Origin of the sequence: Streptomyces sp. NBC_00483 (assembly GCF_036013745.1) — a bacterium.
Lineage (GTDB): Bacteria > Actinomycetota > Actinomycetes > Streptomycetales > Streptomycetaceae > Streptomyces.
Map to the genome: position 1 here is coordinate 5,266,873 of NZ_CP107880.1, position 22,475 is coordinate 5,289,347.

The window sequence follows — 22,475 nt, forward strand, 5'->3', positions numbered from 1 at the left end:
CTCCTCGGGCACCGTCAGGAGTTGGCGCCCTCTCCCAACACGCGTGCGGTCTCGCCCACCAGGCTGGCGATCTGGGCCCGGGAGGAGAAGCCGAGCTTGGTCAGGATGTGTTCGACGTGCGCGTCGGCGGTGCGCTTGGAGATGACGAGGCGCTGCGCGATCTGACGGTTCGACAGGCCCTCGGCGACCAGTGTGGCGACCTCCCGCTCCCGGCGGGTCAGCACGCCCAGCGGTGTGACCTGCTCGTCGGGCTCGGGGGCGGCGACGGGCGGCTCGTCGCCGGTGGCGCGGGCGATGACCTGGTCCAGCGGCGCGGTGGCGCCGCCGCGGAACGCCGCCTCGTACGCGGTCTCGCCGAGCACCTGCTTGGCCTTGTGTTCGGCCGCGTACTGGAATTCCTGGAGCATGCTCACGCCGAACATCGGGACGGCACCGCACCTGCGGTAGAGGCCCGCGACGGCGCCCAGCAGCCAGGCCGCCCGCACGCAGTGCTCGGGCTCCTCGGCGGCGATCCAGGCCAGGGGTTCCAGGCAGTGCGCGATGCAGAGGTAGTCCTCCAGGTCGTACTTGCAGCGGGCGCCGACGCGGGCGAGCCGCGCGCTCTCCTCGTGGTCGCCCATCAGCCACAGGGCGACCGCCTTGTGGCAGGCGGCCCAGCCCCGGTTCCAGCGCTCCTCCGGGCCGGCCATGGACAGCGTGACGTCGCAGTTGTCGCAGGCGGCTGCCAGATCGCCCAGCAGCATGTGCAGGAAGCCCAGGTGGTACCCGTACATGAGGATGCCGACCTGGTCGTCGAGTTCGCGCAGCGTGACGTGCGCGGCCTCGTACAGCTCCACCGCCGCCTCGGGTCGGCCCATCGCCATGTGGACGCAGCCCAGGATGGCCCGCGCGTGCGCGTGCAGCCGCTCGTCCCCGAGCTGTACGGCGATGTCGCAGGCCTCGCCCAGCATCAGCGGCAGTTCGGGGGAGTGGTCGCCCTGGATGGCGGCGTACCAGCCCGCGTAGCGCAGGGCCATGGAGCGCTCGGCGACCGGTTCGGGTACGAGTTCGAGCCCCTTGTGCAGCCAGTACCGGCCCTCCGACAGGCGTGAGGCGCAGAACCAGAACGCCCACAGCGTCGTGGCGAGCGTCAGGCCGGTGTGGGCCTCCTGCGCCGAGGAGTAGGAGAACTCCAGCGCCACCCGCAGGTTCGCGCGCTCGCGCAGCAGCCGGTGGAAGCGCGGCATCTGTTCGTCGCCGGCCCACTCGGCCTCGAACCACCGGGCCAGTTCCAGGTAGTGGTCGCGGTGGCGCACCTGCACGGCGTACCCGTCGGCGCGCTCGGCCAACTGCTCCGCCCCGTACTCGCGCAGGGTGTCGAGCAGCCGGTAGCGGACCTCGTCCGCGTCGTCGGCCCGCAGGACCACCGACTTGTCGACGAGCCCGATCAGCTGCTCGACGACCTCCTCGGCGGGCAGCGCGTCGTCGGCGCAGACGTCCTCCACGGACGGCAGGTCGAAGTCGCCTGCGAACACCGAGAGCCGGGCCCACAGCAGCCGTTCCTGCGGCGAGCACAGATCGTGGCTCCAGTCGATGGCCGTCCGCAGCGTCTTGTGCCGCGGCAGGGCCACCTTGCTGCCGCCGGTGAGCACGCGGAACCGGCCGCTGAGGCGGTCCACGATCTGTTCGAGGGACAGGGCGCGCAGCCGCACCGCCGCCAGCTCGATGGCCAGCGGGATCCCGTCGAGCCGTCGGCACAGGGCGGCGACGGCCCCGCGGTTGCCGTCGCTCAGTACGAACCCGGGCACCACGGCCGCGGCGCGGTCGGCGAAGAGCTGCATGGCGTCGGTGGTGATCGGCTGCCCGTCCTGTGCGGAGGGCACGGCCAGCGGCATGAGGGGGAAGGTGTGCTCACCGGGTACGTCCAGGGGTTCGCGGCTGGTCGCGAGGATCCGCACCGAGGGCGCGGTGCGCAGCAGGACGTCGGCGAGCATCCCGCAGGCGTCCACGATGTGCTCGCAGGTGTCGAGCACCAGCAGCAGTTCCCGGTCCTCCAGGTGGTCCACGAGGACGTCGAGCTGCGAGCGGTTCGGCTGTTCCGGCAGGCCGAGGGCGGCCGACACCGAGTGCGCCAGCAGATCGGGGTCCTTCAGGGAGGACAGCTGCACCATGCAGACGCCGCCGTCGAGCCCCCCGGCCAGCTGGCCGGCGACGCGCAGCGCGGTCCTGGTCTTGCCGACGCCGCCGGGCCCGAGAAAGGTCACCAGGCGGACCCTGCCGAGGAGTTGGGTGGCCGCCCCGATCTCCTCGCTCCGGCCGACGAAGCTCGTCACCTCGATCGGAAGATCACCTGGGCGCCGCTCAGCTTTCACTGCGATCGCCTCTTCCCGGTGAACAGGTCGGCAGGGAGGAGAAGCACCGTAGTCGGCGCGGCTCGGAGTCGGCCCCCGTAGTCCGAAAGAGTCCGGAAGAGTCCGAAAGAGTCAGAAGAAGTTCGAAGGCCCCAAGAAGAGCGCAAGAAGCGCGCAAGAGGAGCGAGGAAGGCGACACGTGGCCCGTGAGGAAGGCCGCACGTGGCCCGTTCCCGACCGGCGCATCAGATCCTGCGGTCCCCGCCCGCAGGCGTCAGGCTGCCAATGATCCGACCGGAGGTGTTGCATGGCAGCGGGCGCACGGACGCGACGCGTTCTTCTGGGGAGCCTCGTCCCCTTGCTGGTGGTGGCCGCGACGGCGTGCGGCGGGTCCACGCGGACCGACTCCGACGTGGGCGCGCACCCCGAGCACCGGCCCTCCGGCGACTCCTTCGCGCACCCGGGCGTCCTGGTCGGCAAGAGTCAACTGGCCGCGGTACGCGACCACGTGGCCCGTAAGCAGGAGCCGTGGATCTCCGCGTACAAGGAGATGAGCGACAGCAAGTACGCCGACCTCGACTACAAGGCCAAGCCGTACGCGACCGTGGAGTGCCCCTTCGACGCCGAGGCCGGGCAGGGCTGCGTCGAGGAGCGCGAGGACGCCATCGCCGCCTATACGCAGGCCCTGCTGTGGAACGTCACCCGCGACAAGGCCCACGCCGCGAAGGCCGTCGAGATCATGAACGCCTGGGCGGACAAGATCACCGGCCACACCGCGGACAACGCGGGGCTTCAGGCCGCCTGGGCCGGCACGTCCTGGGCGAAGGCCGCCGAGCTGATGCAGTACACGTACAAGGACTGGCCGGACGGGCAGGAGCTGAAGTTCCAGCGGATGCTGCGCGAGGCCTATCTGCCCGAAGTGCGGGGCGGTTCCGCCGACTTCAACGGCAACTGGGACCTGGTGATGGCCGACGCGACGATGAGCATGGCCGTCCACCTCAACGACCAGAAGGCCTTCGACCAGGCCGTCGGACACTTCCGCAACCGCGTCCCCGCGTACTTCTATCTGTCCTCCGACGGGCCGCTGCCGGTGAAACCGAAGGGCAGCGGCATCGACACCCCGAAGGAACTGCAGACGTACTGGTTCGGGCAGAGGACCTTCAAGGACGGGCTCGCCCAGGAGACCTGCCGCAACTTCAAGCACGCCAGCTACTCCCTCGCCGCCACCTCCCACATGGCGGAGACCGCCTGGCACCAGGGCGTCGACCTGTACGGGGAGGTGAAGGACCGGCTCGCCGCCGCGCTCGAACTGCACTCGAAGTACCAGCTGGGCACCAAGGCCCCGTCCTGGCTGTGCGGCGGGAAGGTGCAGCGGGACATGGGGCCCGACACGGAGGTGGGCCTTCAGCACTTGAAGGGACGGCTGAAGATGGACCTCCCGCAGACCGAGAAGCTCACCCACAAGCAGCGTCCCGAGGGGACGGACGACCTGTTCGTGGCGTGGGAGACGCTCACACACGCCGCCGCGTGAGCCGTGGCGTGGGTCGCCGCGTGGGCCTCGTGGGAAGCGATTCGCGTTCTCTCCCCCTGATGGCGTAGAGTTGTGAACACAACGGCGCGGGGTGGAGCAGCTCGGTAGCTCGCTGGGCTCATAACCCAGAGGTCGCAGGTTCAAATCCTGTCCCCGCTACTGAAGGCCGAGGCCGGAATCTCATCGAGATTCCGGCCTCGGTTTTTTTCTGCCGCGATGCCGCTGTGCCACCCCGTGGCACCCCTGTACCGCCGGTGTTGCGCACGTCACTTTCCCCACCCGTACGGCCCAGTCCTGCTCGCCCCGGCGTCCCCGTGCAGGAACTCTTGGTGAGACGCCGGAAGCTGGCAGGGAACGGCAGGAGACGAGTGGTGGGGAAGCGAACAGGAGGTACCGGCGGGAGACGGAGGCGGCACGGCTCCGAGAACGTGAGCGTCCGGCTCTTCCTGCGGCTGCTGCCCCTGCTGCTCGTCATCGGCGGCGCGGTCTACGAGTACGTCACTCCCAGCGGCTTCCCCGGCGCCCCCTTGTTCAGCGCGGCGCCGCTGGTGGCCGCACCGTTCTTCTCGCTCGGCGCGACGATCCTGGTCGGCGTGGTGTCGATCGGCGCGATCACCGCCGTGCACCTGCGCTTCACGGAGAACCTCGACTCGGTGTTCGTCACCGAGATCGTCACCGTGGCCACCGTCTGCCTGCTGGCCTGTCTGCTCAACCGGATCGTCTACCGAAGTTACGAGCAGCTGGCCTCCGCCCGTGAGATCGCGCAGGCCGCGCAGTTGGCGGTGCTGCCCGAACCGGCCCGGCGACTCGGCGGCTTCGTGATCGCGGCGCGCTACGAGGCGGCGCAGGAAGGCGCGTTCATCGGCGGTGATCTGTACGCGGTCCAGGACACCCCGCACGGCATCCGGATCATCGTCGGCGACGTGCGCGGCAAGGGCATGGGCGCGGTCGCCGCGGTCGCCGTCGTCATCGGCGCGTTCCGGGAGGCCGCCGAGCAGGAGGGCTCCCTGGAGGCGGTCGCCCAGCGCCTTGAGCGTGCCCTGGCCCGCGAGGGCACCCGGCGCAGCGGCATCGACGACTTCGAGGGCTTCACCACCGCGGTGCTCGCCGAGATCCCGCACGGCGTCGAGCTCGTCCGCGTCCTCAACCGCGGCCACCCCAGCCCGCTGTTGCTGCTCGGCGACGGCACCGTACGCGCACTCGATCCGTGCCAGGCGGCGCTGCCGCTCGGCATGAGCGAACTCGGCAGCTGGCCCGACCGGGCCGTCGAGGCGGCGTTCCCGTCCGCGGCGACGCTGCTGCTCTACACCGACGGGCTCTCCGAGGCGCGCGACCCGAGCGGCCGCTTCTACGATCCGGCGGTCCGGCTCTCCGGGCGCGTCTTCCCGGGGCCCGAGGAACTCCTCGCGGCCCTCGCCGTCGAGGTGCGCGCGCACACGGGCGACGGGACGAAGGACGACATGGCGCTGCTCGCCGTGCGGCGCGGCTGAGTTCCTTGATCGTTGTTACCAGAGGTAGTCGAACGGCGTCGCTCCGCATAACAATTGACGCACCATCAGTTGCGTGGACGTTTGCGACATGCGATCAACTCGCCCGATTCCGCCCCCTCATGTCCCGATAAGTCCTGGCCAGAGTCGTGAACGATCAGTGGGAAGCGCTTGGAATTACTGTCTGCTGTCTATTAACGTTCGATAACGCAGCGCGGTCGTCCCAGCCGTCACAAGAGATGGCTCCGTGCGCACACGCTTAATCCCGCAAGGGAACCGGGGAACCATCAACTTGGGGTGAATCGGACACCTTTGGTGTTCGTAGGAGACCTTCCTGCTCCGAACCCGTCAGCTAACCCGGTAGGCGAGAAGGAAGGAAAGGAGAGCGCCCCCGTGGCGTCGAACCGGCCTGCCCCCAACTTCTTCTACGGCCCCGAAGACGACTCCGGCGTCGAGCAGGAGACCTGGGAGGAGTGGAACCCCACCGAGGAGTCCATCGCTCCCGTCCGCGGCAGGCATCGCGTAGCCCGCCGCCGTGGTGGATTCGCTCGCAGCTCCACTGTTCTCGGCGTCGGCGTGGTCGCCGCCGTCGGTGCGGGCGGCATCGCCACCGCACAGGGCGGCAAGCCGCCGGTCCACATCTCCATGCCCGACCTGTCCGCGGTCAAGGACTCGCTGCCCGAGGCCAAGTCGCTGCCGGGCGTGGGCTCGCTGATATCCGACGGCTCGGACTCCGATTCCGACTCAGGCGCCACGGCCTCCCCGCTGAGCGGCGCCGGTATCACTCAGGCCGAGGCCGCCGACGGGCAGACCGGCGCCGGCGAGGCGCTGCGGGCCCGCATCATGCAGCAGGCCGAGACGCAGCAGGACGCGGCCGACGCCACCGCGAAGCAGGCCGCTGAGGAGGCCGCCGCGAAGCAGGCGGCCGCCGAGGCCGAGGCCAAGCAGGACGTGGCCAAGGCCAAGGAGCTCGCGGCGAAGAAGAAGGCCGAGGCGGAGGCCCGCCGCAAGGCGGAGGCCGAGCGTCTCGCCAAGCTCGCCAAGAGCTTCAAGCTCCCGGTCGCCTCGTACACGCTCACCGGCACCTTCGGTCAGCCCGGCTCCATGTGGTCCTCCGGCTACCACACGGGCCTCGACTTCGCGGCCTCCACCGGTACGCCGATCCGCGCCATCCACTCCGGCACGATCACGGAGGCCGGCTGGGCGGGCGCGTACGGCTACCGCACGATCCTCACCCTCGACGACGGCACCGAGCTGTGGTTCTGCCACCAGTCCTCGCTCAATGTCAGCGCGGGCCAGAAGGTCTCGACGGGCGATGTCATCGGCCGCGTGGGCGCCACGGGCAACGTCACCGGGCCGCACCTCCACCTGGAGGTCCACCCCGACGGGCAGTCCACCGGGGTCGACCCGGCGCCGTGGCTGCGCGACAAGGGCCTCACCCCCTGAGCACATGAGCTCCGGCGGTCCTGGCGCTCACCCCCCGACGTCAGGGCTGCCGGTTTGCCCACTCCTGGGGTTCTTAGGGCAATCTCCGGTGTGATCGCGGAATACCTTATTCCGTGCGGGTGTTGAGGCGGGGCATGACTTCCTCTCGCTCTCTGCGCAAGCTCGGCACCTCCGACCTCGAGGTCTTCCCGCTGTCCCTCGGGGGCAACGTGTTCGGCTGGACCGCCGACGAGGCCACGTCCTTCGAGGTGCTCGACGCGTACGTCGCCGCGGGCGGCAACTTCATCGACACCGCCGATGTGTACTCGGCGTGGGTGGACGGCAACCGGGGCGGTGAGTCGGAGACCGTCATCGGCAAGTGGCTGGCCTCGCGCGGCCGCCGCGACGACGTCGTCATCGCCACCAAGGGCAGCCAGCACCCCGAGTTCCAGGGCCTGTCCGCCGCGAACATCAAGGCCGCGGCCGACGCCTCCCTGAAGCGCCTCGGCACCGACCACATCGACCTGTACTACACGCACTACGACAAGCCCGAGGTGCCGGTCGAGGAGATCATCGGCGCCCTCGACGAGCTGGTGAAGGCGGGCAAGGTACGGCACATCGCCGCCTCCAACATCTCCGCCGAGCGCCTCCAGGCCTCCCTCGACTTCTCCGACCGCGAGGGCCTCGCCCGTTACGTCGCGCTCCAGCCGCACTACAACCTCGTCTCGCGCGACACGTACGAGGGTGAACTGCAGGACGTCGCCGCCCGCGCGGGCCTCGGGGCCGTGCCGTACTACGCGCTCGCGTCCGGCTTCCTTACCGGCAAGTACCGGCCGGGGCAGCAGGTGGACAGCGCCCGCGCCGCGAAGGCCGGCGCGTACCTGGAGACGGAGCGCGGCCAGAAGGTCCTGACCGCCCTCGACGAGATCGCGCAGGCGCACGACGCCGAGATCGCGACGGTCGCCCTCGCCTGGCTCGCCGCGCAGCCCACGGTGGCGGCGCCGATCGCGTCCGCGCGGATCGTCGACCAGCTCCCGGCGCTGCTCGCGGTGGCGGACGTGGAGCTGACGCAGGCGGAGCTCGACCGGCTGACGGCGGCGTCTCAGTAACCGGCTGACGGCCGCGTCTCAGTAGCGGTACGGGTTGTCGTAGATGTACGCGGGGTCCTGCGTGTACGTGGGGCCCTGTGTGTACGCGGGGCCCTGCGCGAGTGGGCCCGCGTACACCGGGGGCAGCCACATCGGCGCCGCGATCTGGGAGCCGTACGCGAGCGCCGGGCGCGCGTAGTCGCGCCGCGCCCACAGCGCTTCGAGCAGCGCCCGCTCCCGTTCGACGAAGTCCGCGCCGGCTTTGCCCCTGCGGCCGCGGTGGCGAAGGAGCGCGAGGGACGTCGCGAAGTCCTCGTACTCGGCGACCGCCGTCGCGGCGGCCCGGCCGCCGTAGTGCGTGGCGAAGTCGCGGGCCAGGCGCCGCGCCTTGAGCGAGCCGAGCGCGAACGGCTCCGGCGGGGCGAGCCAGCCCGCGGCGACGTAGGCGGGCAGCTCCTGGCGGATGGTGCGCAGTTCGCGCTGGCGTACGTACACCGCGAGCCAGGTGAGCACGCCGAACACCGGCACCATGAACGCGGCGTACACCGCGAAGAAGCCGTACTCGCCGAACGAGGACGAGCCGTTCCAGAACGCGTGCATGCCCATCGCGGCGAGCAGCCCGGCGAACGGGAGCAGCATCCGGCGCAGTCGGCCGCGGCCCGGTGCCATGGCGGCGGCGATACCGAAGCCGATGCCGGTGAGCACGGTGAACAGGGGGTGTGCGAACGGGGACATCACGATGCGCACGAAGAAGGTGGCCGCGGTGACCGAGGCCAGGCCGGCTCCGGTGCCGGAGAGCTGGTCGGTGCCGAAGGCGTTGCCGAGATAGAGGATGTTCTCGGTGAACGCGAAGCCGGTGGCGGTGACCCCGGCGATGACGACGCCGTCGACGATTCCGGTGAAGTCCCGTCTGCGGAACAGGAAGACGAGCAGCACGGCCGCCGCCTTCGCGGACTCCTCGACGATCGGGGCTATGACGGTGGCGCCGAGGGTGTCGGCGCTGGACGGGTCGGCGGTCGCGGTCTCTATCCAGCGGGTCGCGAAGCTGTTGGCGACGATCGCGATCAGCGCCGCCGCGCACGCGCCCCAGGCGAAGGAGAAGATCAAGTTCCGCCAGGGGCCCGGCTGTACGCGGTCCAGCCAGCGGAACGCGGATATGAGGAGGGGCACGGGCAGCACGGCGAGCCCGAGCCCGACCAGGAACCCCTCCGTGCCGGTCTGCTCGCGGACCATGGCGAGGATCACGACCCCGGAGATCGCGAGCAGCGCCGCAAGCGCGGTGGCCCGCACGCCCTTCCGCTCCCACCAGCGCGGATGCGGAACCGCACCGTGCGGGACCGCGCCGCTCGGGTGTGCGCCGAGGACGTCGTCCTGCTGGTGCGGATAGACGGGATACGAGGCCACCAATTGACCCTAACGAGGGATGCGGCCCGCCGCGACGGGGCCGAGAGGATCCGGCCTGAGGCCGACTCTGGGTCCGGCCCTGAACCTATCGGCGCCGGAACAGGAGGTCGTGGACCACGTGGCTCTTGTTCAGGCCCTTGCCCTCGAAGCGGGTGAGCGGGCGGAAGTCGGGGCGGGGCGCGTAGCCGCCGTCCTCGATGGTGTTCTCGTAGTCGGGGTGAGCGGTGAGGACCTCGAGCATCTGCTCGGCGTAGTCCTCCCAGTCGGTCGCGCAGTGCACGATCGCGCCCGGCTTGAGCGGTCCCGCCACCAGCGACAGGAATTCGGCCTGGATCAGCCGTCGCTTGTTGTGGCGCTTCTTGGGCCAGGGGTCGGGGAAGTAGACGCGCAACCCGTCGAGGCAGTCGTCCGGGAGCATGTCGCGCAGCAGCACGACCGCGTCGCCGTTCGCCACCCGTACGTTGTCGACTCCCGCGCGGGACGCCAGGTTCAGCAGATTGCCCTGGCCGGGCGTGTGCACGTCGACCGCGAGAATGCCGGTCGTCGGGTCGTCCTCCGCCATCTGCGCCGTGGCCTCGCCCATGCCGAAGCCGATCTCCAGGACGACGCGCTCGACGCCGGGGAACAGCTCCGCGAGGTCGAGCCTGCGCTGCCCGTCGATGTCCAGACCCCACTTGGGCCACAGCCGGTGCAGGGCGTCGCCCTGCGCATCGGTGACCCGGCCGCGGCGGGGCTGAAAGCTGCGGATGCGGTGCTCGTAGTGCGACTGCGCGGGGTCGGGCCGGGGCCCGTCGGGGAACCGCGGCTCGTTGGGGCGGGCGGTGGACGCGGGGGTTTCAGACGACTCAGACACAGTGGCACCAATTTTACGGGCACTGCGAGCGCGGCTCGGCAGATCAAGCCCCTGCGGCGGGCGCCGGCAAATCAAGCCCCTGCGGCGTTTGAGCAGCGGGGTCCGGGGCGGAGCCCCGATCCTTTAAGCCCCGTCGGTGATTGAGCAGCGGGATCCGGGGCGGAGCCCCGATCTTTTCAGCCCCGCCGGCGCTTGAGGCGCGGGGCCCGGGGCGGAGCCCCGAGACGTCAACCCCGGCACCGGCCGAGGTCACACCAGTGCAAGCACTCGCCGCGCAATCTCCCGCCCAATCGGCAGAGAAGCCGTCGCCGCAGGCGAGGGCGCGTTCAACACGTGAACCGCCCGCTCACCCTCTCGTATGAGGAAGTCGTCGACCAACGTCCCGTCCCGCAACACCGCCTGCGCCCGCACCCCCGCCGCCACCGGCACCATGTCCTCCGCGCCCACCCCGGGCACAAGCCTCCGCACAGCCTTCGTGAACGCCGCCTTCGACAACGACCGGTGGATCTCCCCCGCCCCGTAACGCCAGTGCTTCCGCGCCATCCGCCACGCCCCCGGCCAGGCCAACGTCCCGCCCACCTCGCGAGGCCGCACGACCCCCCACCCGTAGCCCTCACGCGCGAGCGCCGGCACCGCGTTGGGCCCCACGTGCACGCCGCCGTCGATCCCCCGCGTCAGATGGACCCCGAGGAACGGGAACGCCGGATCCGGCACGGGGTAGACGAGCCCGCGCACCAGGTCGGGCCGCCCGAGCTCGAAGTACTCGCCGCGGAACGGCACGATCCGCATCTCCGGGTCGTCCCCGGTCAACCGCGCCACCTCGTCGCAGCGCAGCCCCGCGCAGTTGACGAGCACCCGCCCGCGCACCACGTCGCCCGCTCTCGTCCGCACGGCGACACCCCGGTCCGCGCGCCGGTCGACCTGCACGACGTCCGCCCCGTACCGGATCTCGGCCCCGGACGCCTCGGCGAACCGCTCGGCGACCGCGCGGTAGTCGACGATCCCCGTCGTCCCCACGTGGATCGCGGCGAGGCCGCGCACCTCCGGCTCGTACTCCTGGATCTGCGCGGGGCCGAGCTCGCGGACCGGAATCCCGTTCTCCCGGCCGCGCTGGACGAGGGCGTGCAGGCGGGGCAGCTCCTCCCGCTCCGTGGCGACGATCAGCTTCCCGGTGACCTCGTGCGCGATCCCGTACTCCGCGCAGAACTTGACCATCTCGGCGGCGCCGCGCACCGCGAACCGCGCCTTGAGCGAGCCCGGCCGGTAGTAGATCCCGCTGTGGATGACCCCGCTGTTCCGCCCCGTCTGGTGCAGGGCCGGGCCTTCTTCCTTCTCGAGGACGACGACCCGGGTCCCCGGCGCCGCCCGCGACACGGCATACGCGGTGGAGAGCCCGACGATTCCCCCGCCGACCACCAGCACGTCCCCGTCATACGCAGCCGCCCCCACGGGCCTCACCTCCACTCCCGACACACCCAGCATCTTGCCCGACCCCACTGACAATTCATGCGGATGGAGGGCAGCGAGAAGCCGCCCTCTGCGCGACGCAACGGTTCCACAGCCCCCCGGCCCCGGCCTACGCCGGAGCCATCAGCAACGGCCGGGCCCGCTCCCGCAGCTCCACCACCCGCGGCTCGTCCCCGTACGGCTCGAGCCGGTGCAGCAGATCCTTCACGTACTCCGTGGTCCGCGCGGACGAGATCCGCCCGGCCACCTCGAGCGCCCGGGTCCCCTGCTCGCACGCGGCGTCCAGGTTCCCCGACTCCAGCTCGGCCACCGCCGACACCACGAGACGCAGCCCGTGCGAGCGCACGAACTCCTCCGTGGGCTTCGACAGCGCCTGCTCCGTGAAGCGCCGCACCTGACGGGGCGCCTTCAGGTCGCGGTAGCACTCGGCCGCGTCCGCCGCGAACCGGTCGTACGAGTAGAAGCCCAGCCACGAAGGGTCGGTGTCGCCGTCACGGGCCCGCTCCAGCCAGCCTTCGGCGGCCCGCAATGCGGCCCCGGCCGCGTGCCCGTCACTGGCGCGCGCGTGCGCGCGTGCCTCGATGAGCCGGAAGAAGCTCATGGTCCGGGCCGTCGCAAGGCCCCGGTTGCGCTCGATGGCGGCCTGCGCGAGGTCGACGCCCTCGTCACCGAACCCGCGGTAGGTGGCCTGCAACGACATGGAGGCGAGGACATAACCGCCGAGCGGCACGTCCGCCGCCGCGCGCGCGAGCCTGAGCGCCTGGATGTAGTACCGCTGCGCCGCCTCCTGCTGCCCGGTGTCGAAAGCCATCCACCCGGCCAGGCGCGTCAGTTCGGCCGCAGCGCCGAACAGCGAGCGCCCCACCTCGTCCGAGTACGAGCCGAGCAGCAGCGGTGCCGCCTCCACCCGCAGGCACTCGGGCACCATCGACGAACGCCAGTCGCCGCCCCCGTACTTGGAGTCCCAGCGCCGCGCGTCCTCGGCGGCCTCACGCAACTTCTGTACGTCGCTGTGGCCGACCTTCTGGGGCGCCTCCTCCTCCACGTGGTGGGCCTCCCGCGCCACCGAGGAGTCGGCCGGGGTTATCAGCCACCGGGACGCGGGCGTCGCGTACGCGCTCACCGCGAACGACCCGGCCAGCGACTGCCAGATCCCGCCGCTGCCCGCCCGCCGCCCGGCGAGGTCGAGCCGGTACAGCTCCGTCGCCGACTTCACCGCCGCCCGTACGTCGCGCGGGAAGGCCAGGCCCACCTCGGGCGCGGGATCCGCGTCGGCCAGGCCGATCTCGTGCAGGGGCACGGGCCGGCCGAGCTTCTGGCCTATCGCGGCGGCGATGAGGTGCGGGGCGGCGCCCTGCGGCACCATGCCCTTCGACACCCAGCGCGCCACCGACGTCTTGTCGTAGCGGAGCGTCAACCCACGTTGTGAACCAAGGTCGTTGACGCGGCGGGCGAGCCCTGCGTTGCTGATTCCCGCGAGGGCGAGAACGGCGCCGAGCTTTTCGTTCGGCCCGCGTTGCTCCCTGGACATGAGCCACCCCTCGACACAGACGGCTGCCGCGCCGGGCACCACACCGTCTGTTTCGGCCTGGCATAACCGCGCGGCATTCGTACACCCAGCGTAGTTCGCCGCATCCCAAGCGTTAAGGGTCGTCATTCCGGATGGCGGGATTGTTGTCCGTACTGAAGTACGGCGCAGGCCACGCCGTGTGACCGTGTGCTCCGGGCGTGGTGCCGTGCGCCCGTGCGTGCGCTCTTACCGGGTCGACAGGGCGGCGGTTGCATGGGACCTGCGTGGGTCGGCCCGCTGTACTGGATCCAGTGGGCTGGGGGACACCGCCGCCTACATCCCCGCGGGCGGCGGACCGGTCCGGGAGGCGATGTGCGCCTCCCGGACTGTGCGTTGCGCGCTGTGGCCGAAGCGGGATGTTCAGCTCCGGCCATCAACGGCCGATTTGGCCGAATCTCGCCCCTGACATCCGAACTGAACCGGGTCGTACCACGGTTCAACTACGGCTCAAAAGGGGCGCATTAGGGGGAGCGTACGTCATTTTTCGCTCGCTCCTTCCCTTCGCCGTGTCCCCTCCTTGGGGCCGCCTTCGTGGCAGCATGGGGATCCCTTGGTTGTCCACAGCCTGTGGAGGCGGCGATGCGCTGGTTGGTGGGGTGGAGCAGTGCCCCCTCCGGGCCCGTTGCCCTCGGTTCCGCGGGTGCCATGGGAACAGAGGGCGAAACGGTACACCCGGTGGGTTCCCAACTCCTGTGGGGCGACCCGGATCCGCTGTGGGCGGTCGGCGACTGGCGCCCCGACGAAGTCCGCATCGTGAAGGCCGACGACCAGACGCGGATCGCGGTCCTCGGCGTGTGCGGCGCCTCCGACGAGCAGCTGAGGGTGGGCCTGTTCGCGGCGCGCGGCGGCGCCCTGCGCCACCTCACGGCCTGGCCCGGCAGCTACACGGCCGTCGTCCAAGTGGGCCGCCGCGTCACGGTGGTGGGCGACCTCGCGGGCGCGCGCCCCGTCTTCCACACCCCATGGGCGGGCGGCACCGCGTACGCGACGGCGGCGCTCCCGCTCGCCGACCTCATCGAAGCCAACCTGGACGTGGGGCACTTGGCCGCGCTCCTCGCGGCACCCGACGTCCCGGAGGCGCTGCACGACTCGACGCCCTACCAGGGTGTGCACCGCATCCCGCCGGGCCACGCGCTGATCCTGCGCACCGGGTCCCGCGAGATCGCCGGCTACGAGCCCGTGGCGTCGCTCGCCGTGGGCGCGGGCGCCGTCGACCCCGAGCGCGCCGTGGACGACGTCAGGGACGCCCTCGTGGAGGCGGTACGGACCCGCCTCGCGGCGCCCCGGCACGTACCGGGCACCGACCTGGACCCCGGACCCGTGCCCGGCATGGGCCCCGCAGAGCGCCGGGCCGCCCGCGGCATGCCCGTGCCCGGCATCGGCGCCGACGTCTCCGGCGGACCGGCATCCGGCACCCTCGCCCTCCTCGCGGCGGGCCTGCCCGGAATGCCCGGCACGGTCCTCGGGCACGGCACGGGCGCGGGCGAGCGCCTCCTGGCGGTCACCTTCAACGACCGCTCGTCGCGGGCGGACCAGCACGAGGCGGAGCTCGAGAGAGCCGGGGCGCTCGCCGCGAACCCACGCCTCCACCACGTAGTGGTGGCGGCAGGCGAAGAGGCGCTTCCGTACGCCGAGTTGGACGGACCGCTCACCGACGAGCCGAGCCCGTCCATCGTCACGGCCGCACGCCACCGTGCACGCCTCGTCTCCGGCAGCGCCGACCACTTCACCGGCTACGGGGCCCGCCAGGTCCTGGACGCCCACCCGGCGCGCCTTGCCGACCTGCTGATGGACCGGCGCCGACGCCACATGGTGCGCCCCGTCGCGGCGCTCACGAAGGCGGACGGCTCCCTCGCGGTGCCGGCGCGCGTCTACGGAGCGGCCAGAAAACTCGCCCGTACGCCCTACAAGGCGGGCCTCGAAGTTCTCTCCAGCCGACTCCTTCAGCGCAGCTTCGAGGAGCCGGGCGGCGCCGTCGGTGCCTCGCTCGCCGCCCTGGCGTGGGCCAGACCGGGTCCCGCCGCGCGCTGGCTGACCGGAGAGGCGCTCGCAGAAGTATCGGTTCGCCTCCACGACGGCAAGACCCGCCCGGGTCCGGGACCCGGCCAGCGCCCCGGAGAGTTCCGCGCCCGCGCGAGCCTCGCCCGGCACGCGGCGGACCTGCGCATCCTCGAACAGGCCGCCGAGGTCCGCTTCCAGCGCCTGCACGCCCCCTTCCTCGACAACCAGGTCGTCCGCGCCTGCCGCGCCCTGCCCGAGGCGCTGCGCGTCCAGCCGGGGGCCCGTGCCGACATCCTGCGCAGGGTCCTCGAAGGCGCGGGCGTCAGCGAACTGCCGCCCGGCTGGGGCGCCCCCTCCCACGCCTCGTCGTCCGCGGCGACCCGCGCCGGGCTCCGCCTCTCCGCGGACCACCTGATCGGGCTCTTCGACACGCCCCTGCTCGCACAGACGGGTCTGATCGAGGCCCGCGTGGTCCGCAAGGCCCTGCGCGCCGCGGCCGACGGCGAACCGCTGCCGCTCGACGGCCTGGCGGACCTGGTCGCCCTCGAACTGTGGCTGCGCCGCCTCCTCTCCCGCCGCGGCACCTGCTGGACCGGCACCCCGGCGCGCGCGCGTGCGGTGCCGACGGGAAGCGTCGTCCCGGAGCGCGCCCTGGGAGCGGGACCGCGGTAACCGGTCGACGGCCGCGAGCAGCGCCGGCAGCCGCGCCGGGGAAAAGACTGGGACCTGGTGCCACGGAGCGGCGACAATGCCTCAGTGCAGTACAAGATCCTGGGCACCACACAGGCATACGACGACGAGGGCACACCCGTGCCCGTGGGCGGCCCGCGGCTGCGCGCCCTGCTCACGTCCCTGGCCCTGCACACCCCGCACACCGCCCCCACCGACGCGCTCATCGACGACGTCTGGGCCGACGACCCGCCCGCCGACGCCCCGGCCGCCCTGCAGGCGCTGGTCGGCCGGCTCCGCCGCGCACTCGGCAAGGAGGCGGTCACCTCCGAGGCAGGCGGCTACCGCCTCGCCGCGAGCCGCGGGGACATCGACCTGTACGTCTTCGAGCGCCTGGCCCGTGAGGGCGCCGACGCCCTCGCCGCGGACACCCCGGAGACCGCCGCCCGCACACTGCGGGACGCGCTCGCCCTGTGGCGCGGCCCGGCCCTCGCAGACCTCCCCGACCACACGGCTGCCACCCGCCACGAGGCCCGCCGCCAGGACGCCACCCGCGCGCGCGTGGAGGCGGACCTGCGCCTCGGCCGCGCCCTCGACCTCGTACCGGAGCTGCGGGAGCTCACCACCGCGCACCCGTACGACGAGCCGCTGCACGCCCTGCTGATCCGCGCGTTGCGTGATGCGGGGCGCGGGGCGGATGCGCTGGCCGCTTACGAGGAGGCCCGGCGTACGTTGGCCGAGGGTCTTGGGGCGGACCCGGGGGCCGAACTTGCCGCCCTGCACGCGGAGTTGCTGAACGCTCCCGCCCCGAGCGCCCACCCGGAGTCGGCGCCACGGGGCTCTGCCCCGGACCCCGCTGCTCAATCGCCGCAGGGGCTATATTCGACCGCCCCGCGTCCCCGCACCGGCAACCTCCGGCCCCGGCTCAATTCGTTCGTCGGGCGGGAACCCGAACTCGCCGCCATCCGTTCCCACTTGAGAGGAGCACGTCTGGTCACCCTCACGGGCCCGGGCGGCTCCGGCAAGACCCGCCTCGCGGAGGAAGCCGCAGCGCCGCTTCCGCACGCCTGGCTGGTGGAGCTGGCGCCGCTCGACGATCCGCTGGCGGTGCCGGGCGCGGTGGTCAGCGCACTGGACCTGCGCGAGACGGTCCTGATCACGAACGAGTTGTCGGGACCGCAGACCGATCCGACCAGCCTCCTCGTAGAGCACTGCGCACACCGCAGCCTGCTCCTGATCCTTGACAACTGCGAACATGTCATCGGCGCAGCGGCCCAGCTCGCCGAGACCCTCCTCACGCGCTGCCCCGGCCTCACGATCCTCGCCACCAGCCGCGAACCCCTCGGCGTCCCGGGGGAGTCCGTGCGCCCCGTCGAGCCGCTGCCTCCGGACCCCGCCCACCGCCTGTTCGCCGAACGGGCCGCCGCGGTCCGCCCCGGCTTCGACCCCAGCCAGGACCATGCGGCCATCGCCGAGATCTGCCGCCGCCTCGACGGGCTGCCGCTGGCCATCGAGCTGGCCGCGGCCCGCCTCAGACTGCTCACGCCCCGCCAGATCGCGGACCGGCTCGACGACCGCTTCCGCCTGCTGACCGGCGGCAGCCGCACCGTGCTGCCCCGCCAGCAGACCCTCCGCGCGGTCGTCGACTGGTCCTGGGACCTGCTCGACGAGCAGGAGCGCAGCACCCTGTCCGAGCTCTCGGTCTTCGCCGGCGGCTGGGACCTGGAGGCGGCGGAGGCCGTGTGCTCCACCGGCGAGGTCGCCGACGTCATCGGCTCCCTCTTGGACAAGTCGCTGCTCGTCGCCGCGCCCCACCAGGAGCAGGGCGCCGCGGGCATGCGCTACCGGATGCTGGAGACCATCCACGAGTACGCCACCGAGCGTGCCGCGCAGGCCCCCGAGCTCCTGGCAGAGGCCGAGCGGCGGCACATCGCCCACCTGCGCGCGCTGGTCGAGGCGGCCGACCCCAAGCTGCGCTCCGCCGAGCAACTCCCGTGGATCCAGCGCCTGGAGGCGGATCTGGACAACATCCGCGCAGCGCTGACCCGCGTCACCGCCGGGCCGGGACCCGTCGACCTGGAGTCGGCGATCGCCCTGGCGCTGCACATGGGCTGGTTCTGGTGGCTGCGCAACTACCGCCACGAGGGCTCGAACTGGGTCGAGCGCATCATGAGGCTGCTGCCGGACGGCGTGCTCCCCGAGGACACCGAGGACCCGATGTACTGGCCGCAGATGAACCTGCGGCTGCTCTCCCTGTTCCTCCTCTCGGAGATCTACCCGCAAAGGGCCGTCGCCGACGAACAGCAGCGCGCGTACGCGCTGGGTGTGCAGTCCGTCTTCGCGCCGCCCAACCCGCGGGGAGCCCGCTTCCCCGGCATCATCTGGCCGTTCACGCTGTTCCTGCTCGACGGCCGCGACGTGCGCGCCGACCTGGACGCCGCCGTCGCCAACTGCCGCCGCTACGGCGGCGATTGGGAGCTCGGCGTCACCCTGATGTTCCGCGCGCACATGGCGGTCGACATGCCGGGCAACATGAGCGGTGTCGACGACGACCTCGCCGAACTGCGGGGCCTGAGCCGCCGGGTGGGCGACCGCTGGATGCGGGCCCAGGTGTGCAGCGCGGCCGGCGAGGCCGCCATGGGGCGCGGCCTGTACGAGGAGGCCAAGGGCGAGTACGAGGAGGCGCTGCTGCTCGCCTACGAAGTGGGTGCGTACGCCGAGTCGCCGTTCCTCATGGCGCGCCTCGCGGAGATCTCCTTCCGCGCGGGCGACCGGGACGCCGCGCAGAAGACGCTCGACATGGCGACCGCCGAGGCGGAGCGCTACGGGGTGGTGGACACCGCGGCCTTCGCCCGGCTGCTGCGGGCCTACCTCGCCCTGTCGGACGATGACGTGGCCACCGCGCGCGAGCACTTGGACGTCTCGCGTTCGGTGGCGGAGGGCGGCACCCCGCCACCGCAGTTCGTCGCGGCCCTCGGCATGGTCGACGCCCGCGTCACGGCGGCGGAGTCGGGTCCCCGGGCCGGCCTCGGGAAGGTGGTCGACCTGCTGCGCGACGAGGTCCTGGGCCAGACGGCAGAGTCGGTGACCGCGGGCCTCGTCGACGTCGGAGCCGCACTGCACGCCAGCGCGGGCGACACGGCACGCGCCGTGCGCATCTTCGCGGCGGCCGACGTGATGCGCGCCGGTCTGCCGAGGACGATGCCGGAGCGCGAGGAGTACGAGGCCGCGGAGTCCCGCGTGCGGGCCGAGCTCGGCGACGCACGGTACGAAGCCGAGCGCGCGGCGGGCGCCGCGCTCACGCACGAGCGGCTCCTGGCGGAGCTGGAGGCCGGCGGCGACACCGATACGGGTGGCTGACGCCGGCTGATCAGCTACAGGTGAAGCGGGACTCCGCCCAGTCGGCGACCGCCACCGAGTCGGCCGGGCTGTTCGGTTCGGTCACGAGCCGGATCGACTTCGCCCCGGCCACGTTCACATGCACCGGCACGGCGGGATCGCGGCCCTTGACCACGGACGAGCTCCAGGCCCGCGCCCCGTCGACGTAGACGGAGAACCGGACGGCGCCGAGACCGAGCGTCATGTCGTCGACACCGGCAAAGGCGTCGTACGTCGTGCAGCTCCGGTTGAGGTCGATGGTGACGGAGGACCGGGAGTGCACCGACACCCCGTTCGCGTACTGCTTGCCGGCGATCGACATGCCGTAGCGCTGCCACACCCAGCTGCTCTCGCCGAGCCGGATCTCCGGCTGCGAGTCGTCCCCGAGGGTGTCGTACGGCAGCTTGTTCACCTGGTAGACGGCCGGGGCGGGGGGCGGCGTCGGCTTCGGGGTCGGCTTGGGCGGCGTCGGCTTGGGCGTGGGAGCCGGAGGCTTGGGCTTCGGCTTCGGTGGTGTCGGCTTGGGCGTGGGCTTCGGGGTCGGCTTGGGGGAGGCCTTGGGCGGCGTCGGCGTCGGCTTGGGAGCCGGTGGCTTCGGCTTGGGCGCCGGCGGCTTGGGCTCGGGCTTCGGCTTCTTCGGCTCGATCGGCTGCGAGGCGGGCGGCGGCGCCTGCTCGCGGGCCTCCGGCTTCGGCTTCGGGTCGCCGCCGGTGAGCGCCATCGCCAGCGCGACCGCGGTACCGGCGGCCACCACACCGGCCGCGATCCCGGCCTTCGCGGGGGCACCGAGTCCTTCGGAGGCCGCGCCACCCGCGGCGCCGCCGCTCGTGGAGCCGCCGCCCGTCGCCGCGGCCGCACCGGCCCCGGCCGCGCCCGCCGCACTCGCGGCGCCACCGCCGATGAACGCCGCGGCCTTCGCGTACCCGGCGGCGCCGAACCAGCCGATGACCGCGATCGGTACGACACCGGGGATGCCGCTGGCGACTTCCTTGATCTGGCCGGCCGCGAGCCGGCACTTGGCGCACTCCTCCATGTGCTTGCGCAGGCCCCGCTCCGCCCGCGTGCGCAGGCTGCCGCGCGCGTAGGCGCCGAGCCGGTCCGCGTAGCGGGCGCACTCCTCGGACTGCGTGAGCGTGGTCGAGACATGGGCCTGGAGGTAGGCCTCCTTCAGGCCCTCGCGGGCCCGCTTGGCGAGCACGCGCGTGCCGTTGGCGTCGAGCCCGAAGAGCGTGGCGACCTCGCTGGGCGACTCCTCCTCGACCTCCGTGTGCCACAGCACGGCCTGCCAGCGCTCGGGCAGCGAGCGGAAGGCCTGCATGGCCATCGACTGCTCGGCCTCGTGCATCGCGAGGACGTCGGCGCCCAGGTCGAGCGTGTCGTCGTCGCTGGCCTCCCGCGAGCGGGCGTCCTGCGTGGCAAACACGGCGAAGTCGTCGACGAGATGCTCGCGCTTCGCCGACTTCGTCCAACTCGCGGCCACGCGGCGCACCGTGGTCAGCAGATAGGCACGCACCGCGTGCTCGGGACCGCTGCCGCTGCGCACCGCCTGCAGGGTGCGGGCGAACACCTCGGCCGTGAGGTCGTCCGCGGTGTGCCCGTCGCGACAGCAGGTGCGGGCGTAGCGGCGCACGGCGGCGGAGTGGCGGCGGTACAGCCCTTCGTAGGCGCTGTCGTCGCCCGCCCGCATGCGGCCGATCAGGTCGGCATCGGAGGACGGCACCTCGCCGTCGTCGCCGCCGGAAGAGCCGCTCTCGCGCTGAGGCGGCACTGATGTCTGCAGGTCCGGTGTCTGCAGGTCCGGCTGCTCGGCGTGCGTGCGCCCCGGACCGCCCTGGCTCGGCACCTGCTGCGGGGGCGGGCTCTCGGCGCTCGTCCCACCGCCCTCGGGCCGCTGCTCGTCCCGCCCGTCAACGCTCATTGCGGAATGCCCCCGACCGCCCACTCTGACCCGATCACCGGGAAAGAGTGCCACACGCAAGGGCCCCCGAAGTGGTTGCTGCACGGCAACCACTCATCCGTGGAGATTTGGCGTGCGCAAACCCTAAGGATCACTCGTTCGGGGAAGCCTCAACCACCTTCCCGTAAACGAGAGTTGACCGCGAGTGACCATCTGGTCGACCCGCGGTCACCCCCTTGTTTCGGTGAGGATCCGACCGGTCACGCCGGCCGTGACCGCAGCCCTTCGAGCAGGATGTCGAGCAGCCGGGCGGAGGCCGCTTCCTGCTGCACCGCGTCCGGAAGCGAAGGGGCCGCCGTCGCGATGACCAGCAGCACGTCCGACACGGTCACGTCGGTGCGCAACTCGCCGGCCTCACGGGCGCGGTCCACGAGCCGGCCCACGACCTCGAGGAGCGCCGCGGCCCCCGTGTCGTCCGCGGACAGGCCGTCGCCACCGACCATCGGCTGCTGCTCCACGAGCCGCAACTCCGGCGTCGCGGCACGCTGTTCGGGCACGCGCAGCTCGTCGCGCACGCCCTCCTCGGAGTCGGCGACCCCGACCCGCAGTACCTGCGGAGGCAGCAACCGGCCCGCCCCCGAGGCGACCGAGGTCCGCAGGAAGCGCGAGAGCGCCGACCACGGTTCGTTCTCCTGACCGAGCGCCGTGCGCGCCTGGTCGGTCAGCCGCGAGGTCTCCTCCTCGGCTATCCGCCGCACCAGTACGTCCTTGCTGGGAAAGCGCCGGTACACCGTGCCCACCCCGACGCGAGCGCGGCGCGCCACGTCTTCCATGGGCGCCCCGTACCCCAGCTCGCCGAAGACCTCCCTGGCCGCACGCAGCACATGCTCAAGATTGCGCTGTGCGTCCACCCGCAGCGGCGTGGAGCGCGAACTGTCGCCCGCCCCCCGTCCGTTGGCCCCCATGGTCGCGCCCGAGGGCGCCACGGCAGAGGCTGAGGTCCAATGAGAGTCCTGAATGTGCATATGTGTTCCCCCGGTAATGACGTCTCCCCCCGGAGACACTCCCCGCCATTGTCTGTCGGAGCCAGAGGAACAGACAGCGGTTTCCGGGACCTCTTCCCGATCCCGTCCGCGTATCCCCCCAGACACCCCGACAAGAGACGAACATAGTTGAGCCGGGAGCAATTCAGAAGGGGCAGGTTCCGCACCGGGCGCCCCTCGAAAGGAGCATGTACGGGATTTGGCCATGACGGCCCCGCCGCCCTCCACCCCGGCCCGGGACCCCTCTTTGGACGCTGACCTGGGAACCTCCCCCGTACGCGGGTTGATCGCCGGGCCGCGAGGGGTACTTCTGGTCGTCATACAAATGGTCG

13 protein-coding genes, 1 tRNA gene and 1 riboswitch are annotated in these 22,475 nt (G+C 72.1%); of the genes, 7 read left to right on the forward strand and 7 right to left on the reverse strand.

Annotated features, from left to right (window positions below; translation table 11 throughout):
• Positions 1-14 precede the first annotated feature (14 nt).
• Positions 15-2,312, reverse strand: coding sequence for an ATP-binding protein (locus OHA73_RS23580; RefSeq protein WP_327656053.1), 2,298 nt, complete (start codon positions 2,310-2,312; stop codon positions 15-17).
• A gap of 325 nt (positions 2,313-2,637) precedes the next feature.
• On the opposite strand from OHA73_RS23580, the gene OHA73_RS23585 reads away from it, so the two are divergent.
• From OHA73_RS23585 to OHA73_RS23605, 5 genes are all read left to right on the forward strand, one after another.
• Positions 2,638-3,861 (forward strand): alginate lyase family protein, encoded by a 1,224-nt coding sequence (locus OHA73_RS23585; protein ID WP_327656054.1) that lies wholly within the window; start codon positions 2,638-2,640, stop codon positions 3,859-3,861.
• Between the two features lie 85 nt (positions 3,862-3,946).
• Positions 3,947-4,020, forward strand: a tRNA-Met gene (locus OHA73_RS23590).
• Between the two features lie 269 nt (positions 4,021-4,289).
• Positions 4,290-5,351: a PP2C family protein-serine/threonine phosphatase gene (locus OHA73_RS23595; protein WP_267069760.1), complete on the forward strand. Its 1,062-nt coding sequence runs from the start codon at positions 4,290-4,292 to the stop codon at positions 5,349-5,351.
• 243 nt (positions 5,352-5,594) lie between these two features.
• A riboswitch (cyclic di-AMP (ydaO/yuaA leader) is annotated at positions 5,595-5,730 on the forward strand.
• An 11-nt stretch (positions 5,731-5,741) separates the two neighbouring features.
• Positions 5,742-6,794: a M23 family metallopeptidase gene (locus OHA73_RS23600; RefSeq protein ID WP_327656055.1), complete on the forward strand. Its 1,053-nt coding sequence runs from the start codon at positions 5,742-5,744 to the stop codon at positions 6,792-6,794.
• Between the two features lie 134 nt (positions 6,795-6,928).
• On the forward strand, positions 6,929-7,882 hold the full coding sequence (locus tag OHA73_RS23605) for an aldo/keto reductase (protein ID WP_327656056.1): 954 nt from the start codon (positions 6,929-6,931) through the stop codon (positions 7,880-7,882).
• Between the two features lie 18 nt (positions 7,883-7,900).
• On the opposite strand, the gene OHA73_RS23610 is transcribed toward OHA73_RS23605, so the two are convergent.
• The 4 genes from OHA73_RS23610 to OHA73_RS23625 all read right to left on the reverse strand — a co-directional run bounded on the left by OHA73_RS23610 (position 7,901) and on the right by OHA73_RS23625 (position 13,116).
• Entirely contained in the window at positions 7,901-9,265 is a 1,365-nt protein-coding gene (locus tag OHA73_RS23610) for a PrsW family intramembrane metalloprotease (RefSeq protein ID WP_443063115.1), read from the reverse strand.
• Positions 9,266-9,350: 85 nt separating this feature from the next.
• Positions 9,351-10,118, reverse strand: a complete 768-nt coding sequence (gene trmB, locus OHA73_RS23615) for a tRNA (guanosine(46)-N7)-methyltransferase TrmB (RefSeq protein WP_266712398.1) — start codon at positions 10,116-10,118, stop codon at positions 9,351-9,353.
• 249 nt (positions 10,119-10,367) lie between these two features.
• Positions 10,368-11,600, reverse strand: coding sequence for an L-2-hydroxyglutarate oxidase (lhgO, locus tag OHA73_RS23620; RefSeq protein ID WP_266718744.1), 1,233 nt, complete (start codon positions 11,598-11,600; stop codon positions 10,368-10,370).
• A gap of 94 nt (positions 11,601-11,694) precedes the next feature.
• Positions 11,695-13,116 carry an MFS transporter gene (locus tag OHA73_RS23625; RefSeq protein WP_266712400.1) on the reverse strand — a complete coding sequence of 474 codons (1,422 nt, stop codon included), beginning with the start codon at positions 13,114-13,116 and terminating at the stop codon, positions 11,695-11,697.
• Positions 13,117-13,734: 618 nt separating this feature from the next.
• Between OHA73_RS23625 and OHA73_RS23630 the strand changes: the two genes are divergently transcribed.
• Both OHA73_RS23630 and OHA73_RS23635 read left to right on the forward strand, forming a co-directional pair.
• Entirely contained in the window at positions 13,735-15,828 is a 2,094-nt protein-coding gene (locus OHA73_RS23630) for an asparagine synthase-related protein (RefSeq protein ID WP_266712402.1), read from the forward strand.
• An 84-nt stretch (positions 15,829-15,912) separates the two neighbouring features.
• The gene (locus OHA73_RS23635) at positions 15,913-19,185 is read left to right on the forward strand and encodes an ATP-binding protein (RefSeq protein ID WP_327656057.1); all 3,273 of its coding nucleotides are present in this window, start codon (positions 15,913-15,915) and stop codon (positions 19,183-19,185) included.
• Between the two features lie 10 nt (positions 19,186-19,195).
• Here the strand turns inward: OHA73_RS23635 and OHA73_RS23640 are convergent, their stop codons facing one another.
• Positions 19,196-21,121, reverse strand: coding sequence for a sigma-70 family RNA polymerase sigma factor (locus tag OHA73_RS23640; RefSeq protein WP_327656058.1), 1,926 nt, complete (start codon positions 21,119-21,121; stop codon positions 19,196-19,198).
• Positions 21,122-21,360: 239 nt separating this feature from the next.
• Positions 21,361-22,125 (reverse strand): TetR/AcrR family transcriptional regulator, encoded by a 765-nt coding sequence (locus OHA73_RS23645; protein WP_266712408.1) that lies wholly within the window; start codon positions 22,123-22,125, stop codon positions 21,361-21,363.
• Positions 22,126-22,475: the final 350 nt, after the last annotated feature.